Source organism: Microcystis sp. M165S2, assembly GCF_020245885.1.
GTDB lineage: Bacteria > Cyanobacteriota > Cyanobacteriia > Cyanobacteriales > Microcystaceae > Microcystis.
In genome coordinates this window covers 1-6,514 of the sequence record NZ_JADBTZ010000139.1, presented here as the reverse complement: position 1 = coordinate 6,514, position 6,514 = coordinate 1, and the positions used below count along the sequence as shown (strand labels likewise).

Genomic DNA, 6,514 nt, shown 5'->3' with positions numbered 1-6,514 from the left:
TCGTCTATGGCTTGATACTGTTGAGTTTTAGCTTTAACTTTAAACTCTAAGACAAACATTTTACCCACGGGGTACTTAGATAAAGTCAGTATAGCACAATAAAAGTTAAGTTAACAAGCTATAGTTTAAAAAGCCGTCCTAAAAGGACGGGGTTTTAACCCAAATTTTCGATAACGGGGTGCATCTCATTTTTGTAAATCTACGAAGTTGGGATTTTTCAAGGGAAACTCTCTACTAAAATCGGGCGTTACTTTCGGTTTTATCGCTCAATCCAAGCTTTTGGGGGGTTCTACCCCCCAAACCCCGGAGCGCATTAGTTTTTCGGTGGGATGCTTACAGACAGCTGCTGATATATCTGTAATAATTTAAAAGTCACTGATAATTGCTGATTATCGGTGTTCCTGCAAATGTGGGATGCACCCTAATAACGGCATTAACAGTGCTGTCTTTTCACTGTTTACTGGTTACTGATAACTGATAACTGATTTAGGCTGTTACTAAGGTTGCTTCCTTGGCTGCCATCATTTTCATCAGGTCTAACATCCGGCAGGAATAACCCCACTCGTTATCGTACCAAGAGACGACCTTAAAGAAATTGGCATTAAGTTGAATACCAGCTTTAGCATCAAAGATACTGGAACGGGGGTCGGTGATAAAGTCACTCGATACCACTTCCTCATCGGTATAACCGAGGATACCTTTCATTGGTCCTTCGCTGGCGGCTTTCATCGCGGCGCAGATTTCCTCGTAACTGGTGGCTTTTTCGGTTTTAAAGGTTAAATCCACCGCCGAAACGTTGGGAGTTGGCACACGGAAGGCCATACCGGTTAATTTGCCTTTTAGGGAAGGAATAACTAGGGTTACTGCTTTGGCTGCTCCCGTGGAGGAGGGGATAATATTTTGACCCGCGCCGCGACCACCGCGCCAATCTTTTTTCGATGGACCATCAACGGTGGGTTGAGTGGCGGTCATCGAGTGTACCGTGGTCATTAATCCTTCCGCTAGTCCGAAGTTATCGTTAATAACTTTGGTGATCGGGGCTAAACAATTGGTGGTACAACTAGCGTTAGAGACGATCAGATCCTTAGCGGGATCGTACTCATTGTCGTTAACGCCTAGTACGATAGTACGAACTTTGTCGGGATCTTTGGTGGGTGCGGAGATAACCACCCGTTTGGCCCCTGCTTCTAGGTGTTTTGCTGCCCCTTCCGCGGTGGTAAATAAACCGGTGGACTCAACCACATAATCGGCCCCGGTTGCACCCCAGGGCAGTTGAGCGGGGTCTTTGATGGAGTAACAGGGGATAAACTTGCCATCGACGACGATGCCATCTTCTTTTGCTTCTACCGTACCTTGAAAACGTCCGTGGGTGGAGTCGTATTTGAGCAGATAGGCAATATTATCGGAGGGGACGAGATCATTAATACCAACAAACTCGAAATCAGGATTTTGGATACCCGCCCTAAAAACGAGGCGACCGATACGACCAAATCCGTTGATAGCGACTCTTACTTTTGTCATGAAAAAAACTCCTTTGCAGCTGCGATAAGCTTAGGCACGATCAAGAAAAAAAAAATTTGAGAATTGATTGGCCTGTAGAGAATCACTATACATACTAATCAGCTTTTATCGATCGCTAGATGAAGTATAGAAAGATTTTAAGTTTCAGTGCTTCAAAAGCTCTCCTAGTAGTCCCCACCACCGGCATCGAGAAAGCCTAATTAGGCTCTTCCCGACAAACTAAGGCGTGACTTTATGGTATTCTGGGAAAAGCTGACATTAAAAAATCATTAAAAGTTTTCCGAGAATTTATTGTTCTCTAAGTTAAGAAGACATTAATTTTCCTTTAAAATCCATTTAAAAACCCCGCCCGACGGACATAAATTAGCCAAGTCAGATCAGTAAAATATAGTTTATTTTAATAGTTTTTTGCACCCCAAAAGGTTAGACTCTTGATTACAGTTTGAAAACTGACCGAGGGTTAACCCTCTCGATAATCTGGAGAAATTGTCTATCAACTCTATTAATCTCATCGTTCATTGATATCGGAGAAATATTCATGGTATTCGCACCAGAAAGACCCTTAACAGAACAAAATCCCCTTTCTCAAGACGAACTCTATAAAACCCATGCCTATTGGCGCGCTTGTAACTATTTAGCTGTAGGTATGATTTATCTGCGCGATAATCCCCTGCTCAAAGAACATCTTAAACCCGAACACGTTAAGTATCGTTTGCTCGGTCACTGGGGAGCAAGTCCGGCCTTAAGTTTTACCTACGTTCACCTCAACCGTTTAATCAAAAAATACGACCTCGATATGATTTTTATGGCCGGTCCTGGCCATGGGGCGCCGGGGGTACTCGGTCCGGTTTATCTAGAAGGAACCTATTCGGAAATTTACCCCGATAAAAGTCAAGATGAGGAAGGATTACAAAAATTCTTTAAACAATTTTCTTTTCCCGGTCACATCGGCAGTCACGTCACCCCCGAAACCCCCGGTTCTATCCATGAGGGCGGCGAACTGGGTTATAGTGTTTCCCATGCCTACGGTTCTGTTTTTGACAATCCCGACCTAATTACGGCCGTGGTCGTTGGTGATGGGGAAGCAGAAACCGGTCCCCTTGCCACCGCATGGCACTCGAATAAATTCCTTAACCCGATTCGCGATGGTGCGGTACTGCCAATTTTAAACTTAAACGGTTATAAAATCGCTAATCCCACCATTCTCTCCCGTATTTCGACGCACGAGTTAGAAAGTCTCTTTGTCGGTTACGGTTACACCCCCTACATTGTCGAATGTAAGGAAGATGAAGACCTCATGCACTGCCATCAAAAAATGGCCGCTACCCTAGAACACTGTATCAATCAGATTCGCTCCTATCAACAGGAAGCTCGCAGCACGGGTATTGCTAAACGTTACCCCTGGCCGATGATTATCCTCCGGTCTCCCAAGGGTTGGACAGGGCCGAAAAACGTTGATGGTCATAAAGTAGAAGGATTCTGGCGCGCTCACCAAGTCCCCATGGGTGCCATGCAGGAAAACCCCGAACACTTGAGAAAATTAGAGGAGTGGATGAAAAGCTATAACCCGGAGGAATTATTTGACTATACCACGGGTAAATTTAAGCCAGAATTTAAAGAACTCGCTCCTATTGGTCATCGTCGCATGAGTGCTAATCCGCACGCTAACGGCGGATTGCTGCGTAAAGACCTAAAAATGCCAGATTTTCGTCAATATGCCGTGGCTGTCACCCATCCGGGCCAAGTGGAAGCGGAAAACACGGGAGTGATGGGGGTATTTTTGCGGGATGTAATGCGAAATAATATGACTAATTTTCGCGTTTTTGGTCCCGATGAAACTGCTTCTAATCGTTTAGCGGCTCTCTATGAAGTGACTAAAAAAACTTGGTTAGCTGATACCTATCCAGAGGATTTAGATGGTAGCCAATTATCTCCCGATGGTCGGGTGATGGAGATGCTGAGTGAACATACTTTAGTCGGTTGGTTAGAGGGTTATTTATTATCCGGTCGTCACGGTTTATTTCACTCCTACGAAGCTTTTGCTCACGTTATCGATTCCATGTTCAACCAACACGCTAAATGGCTCGATATCTGCAAAAATCATGTGCCTTGGCGCGCTTCTGTTTCCTCTTGGAATCTGTTGTTATCCTCGGTGGTTTGGCGGCAGGATCACAATGGTTTTAGTCACCAAGACCCTGGTTTTATCGATTTAGTAACCAATAAAAGTGCTGACGTGGTGCGGGTTTATCTTCCCCCCGATGGTAACTGTTTATTAAGTGTGGCTAACCACTGTCTCAAGAGCAAGGATTACACTAATATTATCGTTGCTGATAAACAGAAACACCTGCAATACTTGACCATTGAAGAAGCAATTAAACACTGCACCAAAGGTATCGGTATTTGGGATTGGGCCAGTAACGATGATGATGGAACTAATCCCGATGAACCGGATGTGATTATGGCTTGCTGTGGGGATATTATCACTAAAGAATCTTTAGCGGCAACGGCAATTCTACGGGAGGAATTCCCTTACTTAAAAGTTCGCTTTATCAACGTGGTTGATCTGTTTAAATTACAGTCGGAAAGTGAACACCCCCATGGTTTATCGGAACGGGATTTTGATAGTTTATTTACCACTGATAAGCCAATTATCTTTAATTTCCACGGTTATCCTTGGCTGATTCATAAACTTACCTACCGTCGCAGCAATCAAGAACGTATTCATGTGCGCGGTTACAAAGAAGAAGGGAATATTAATACTCCCCTAGAATTAGCGATTCGTAACCAAGTTGATCGTTTTCATCTAGTAATTGATGTCATTGATCGCGTGCCGAAATTAGGTTCTGCTGCCGGTCATGTGAAAGAACGGATGAAAAATGCTATTATCGATAATCTCGATTATGCTTTTACCAATGGCATCGATAAGGACGAGATTACTAACTGGAAATGGCCCTATTAATTAGGCTAGAAAGTGGTTTAGGTGATGATAATTTATTGGTTTACCGATAAATTTCATCTTCCTATTCCACCTAAAGAAAATATTCTTGATTTTCTACAGGGTGAGAGCATCTCAAAAGCTATTGACAATTGGCCAATTTTGTGATCCGCATGGGTATTTCAGGTGATACCAGTCAATCAGAATATAGCAATTCTTGGAGCTATGAGGTACAATGGAAAGCAAATAGACAAATAATAGAACTTACCCGCTTCCTATGAGACCCTATTCTGTAGATTTTCGCCAAAAAATTATCGATGTCTGGAAGAAAGAAAAAATTTCCATTCGAGGACTAGCCCAGAGATTTGACGTGGCTAAAAGCTTTATTCAGAAGTTATTGAAGCAATATAAAGAAACAGGAAATATCCGTCCTCGTCCGCAAGGGGTAAGTCCGCCAACCAGGTTAAATAGTGAACAACTGATAATTTTAATAGAAATCATCGAAGCTAACAATGATGCAACTCTTGAAGAATTATCGGACTTACTGTATGAAAAGACACAGGTGAAAGTCAGTAGAGCCACCCTGGGGCGGATTACGCAAAAACTCAATTACAGTTTCAAAAAAAACACTACACGCGGCGGAAAAAGAAAGTGACAGGGTACAGCAAAAAAGAGTAGAATACTGGTCCCAAGTAGGGGAAATTGAGGCATCAAAACTAATTTTTATCGATGAATCGGGGGTAAATTTAGCCCTTTTGAGACTCTATGTTAGAGCCTTAATTGGCCAAAGAGCCAGAGGAAGAAAATCACAAAAAAGAGGGAGAAATATTTCAATAATTAGTGCTATAAGCTTAGAAAAAGTTGTCGCATCAGTCAATATATACGGTGCAGTGGATGCGGTAACATTTGAAGGATTTATTCTGAAGGAAGTGCTGCCAAAAATTAAAGAAGGAGACTGTCTGATCATGGATAACGCCAAGATTCATCTCGGAGAAATGGTCAGAGAAATAATCGAACAAGAAAAAGCTAGACTCATCTATTTACCTCCTTATTCTCCCGAATTCTCTCCTATTGAAAACTTTTGGTCAAAAGTGAAAGCGATGTTAAGAAAACTGAAGGCGAGAACTTACAAAGACTTAATAGAAGAGATTGAATTGGCTATGTTAGAAGTTACTCAGAAAGATATTCGCAATTGGTTTACTCACTGTTGCTACTGTGCCTCATAAGTCAGAGAATTACTATATATTAATGAAGGAGTTGTTACATCAAAGTCTATTAATGATGCTACTCATGTAGCGGCTGCTACAATAGCTAGAGCGGATGCAATCATATCATGGAATTTTAAACATATTGTGCGCCTAGATAAAATGAAAGGCTATAATCAAATTAATTTACTCAATGGCTACGGGATTTTGACTATTATTTCTCCTTTAGAGGTAACAATTGATGAAGCCAACGACAATTAAAAAAAGTTTTGACTGTTTAGCTTTTAAACAAACCAGTCAAGAAAAAATGGCTGAAGACATGAAAAATCTCAGCTATTCAGATCAGATTGAATATCTTCAAAAAAAGATTAATGAAAGTGATTTAAAGTTATGGTGGGAATCCATCAATAACAAGAAATAAGGCGCATTATACTGTGTTAATGCACCCGAAAAAATAAGCGTGCTGCTACGCAGTGCCTTCAGTATCACACTCAGTCTCCAAAAATGCTCTCAAATATCTCACGCTTGACTCTAAAGTTAATTTCTCTAAGTCTTTGATAAAAACTCTCCAAATTTTCAATTTCTATCTTTCCTTCTTTGAGAAGTTTACGAATAATCGCTAAAGTTCCTTTAACATTTAAGCCTAAGTGTAGTGCTTCTTTTCTTGCTGCAAAGTCATCAAGGATGATATAATCAGTTTGTAATTCTATTCCTAAAGTAATGGCATCAGATTCACCTTTCCCTAAACGTTCATTTAAACTATTTGCTAGAGAGATTAATTTAATATTTAGGATAATTAATTTCTGTTGATTGATCAGCTTATTAAGAGTCTCTGAAGATTGATCTTGTTTGG

The 6,514-nt window shown here is 41.3% G+C and carries 5 protein-coding genes; 3 read left to right on the top strand and 2 right to left on the bottom strand.

The features are described 5' to 3' along the window. Positions 1 to 486: 486 nt before the first annotated feature. Positions 487 to 1,521 (bottom strand): type I glyceraldehyde-3-phosphate dehydrogenase, encoded by a 1,035-nt coding sequence (gene gap / locus IM479_RS07365; protein ID WP_286824976.1) that lies wholly within the window; start codon positions 1,519 to 1,521, stop codon positions 487 to 489. A gap of 538 nt (positions 1,522 to 2,059) precedes the next feature. On the opposite strand from gap, the gene IM479_RS07360 reads away from it, so the two are divergent. From IM479_RS07360 to IM479_RS07350, 3 genes are all read left to right on the top strand, one after another. Further along, positions 2,060 to 4,480 (top strand): phosphoketolase family protein, encoded by a 2,421-nt coding sequence (locus tag IM479_RS07360; RefSeq protein ID WP_287684437.1) that lies wholly within the window; start codon positions 2,060 to 2,062, stop codon positions 4,478 to 4,480. Between the two features lie 253 nt (positions 4,481 to 4,733). After that, positions 4,734 to 5,682, top strand: a protein-coding gene (locus tag IM479_RS07355) for an IS630 family transposase (protein ID WP_287684436.1) whose coding sequence is annotated in 2 segments (ribosomal slippage) — positions 4,734 to 5,077 and positions 5,076 to 5,682 — 951 coding nt in all. Because the reading frame shifts where the segments join, the coding sequence is not laid out codon by codon here. Between the two features lie 220 nt (positions 5,683 to 5,902). Next, positions 5,903 to 6,082, top strand: coding sequence for a hypothetical protein (locus tag IM479_RS07350; protein WP_002747316.1), 180 nt, complete (start codon positions 5,903 to 5,905; stop codon positions 6,080 to 6,082). A gap of 70 nt (positions 6,083 to 6,152) precedes the next feature. Here the strand turns inward: IM479_RS07350 and IM479_RS07345 are convergent. Continuing rightward, the coding region (locus IM479_RS07345) for a PIN domain-containing protein (RefSeq protein ID WP_287684434.1) at positions 6,153 to 6,514 on the bottom strand (362 nt) is incomplete at its 5' end.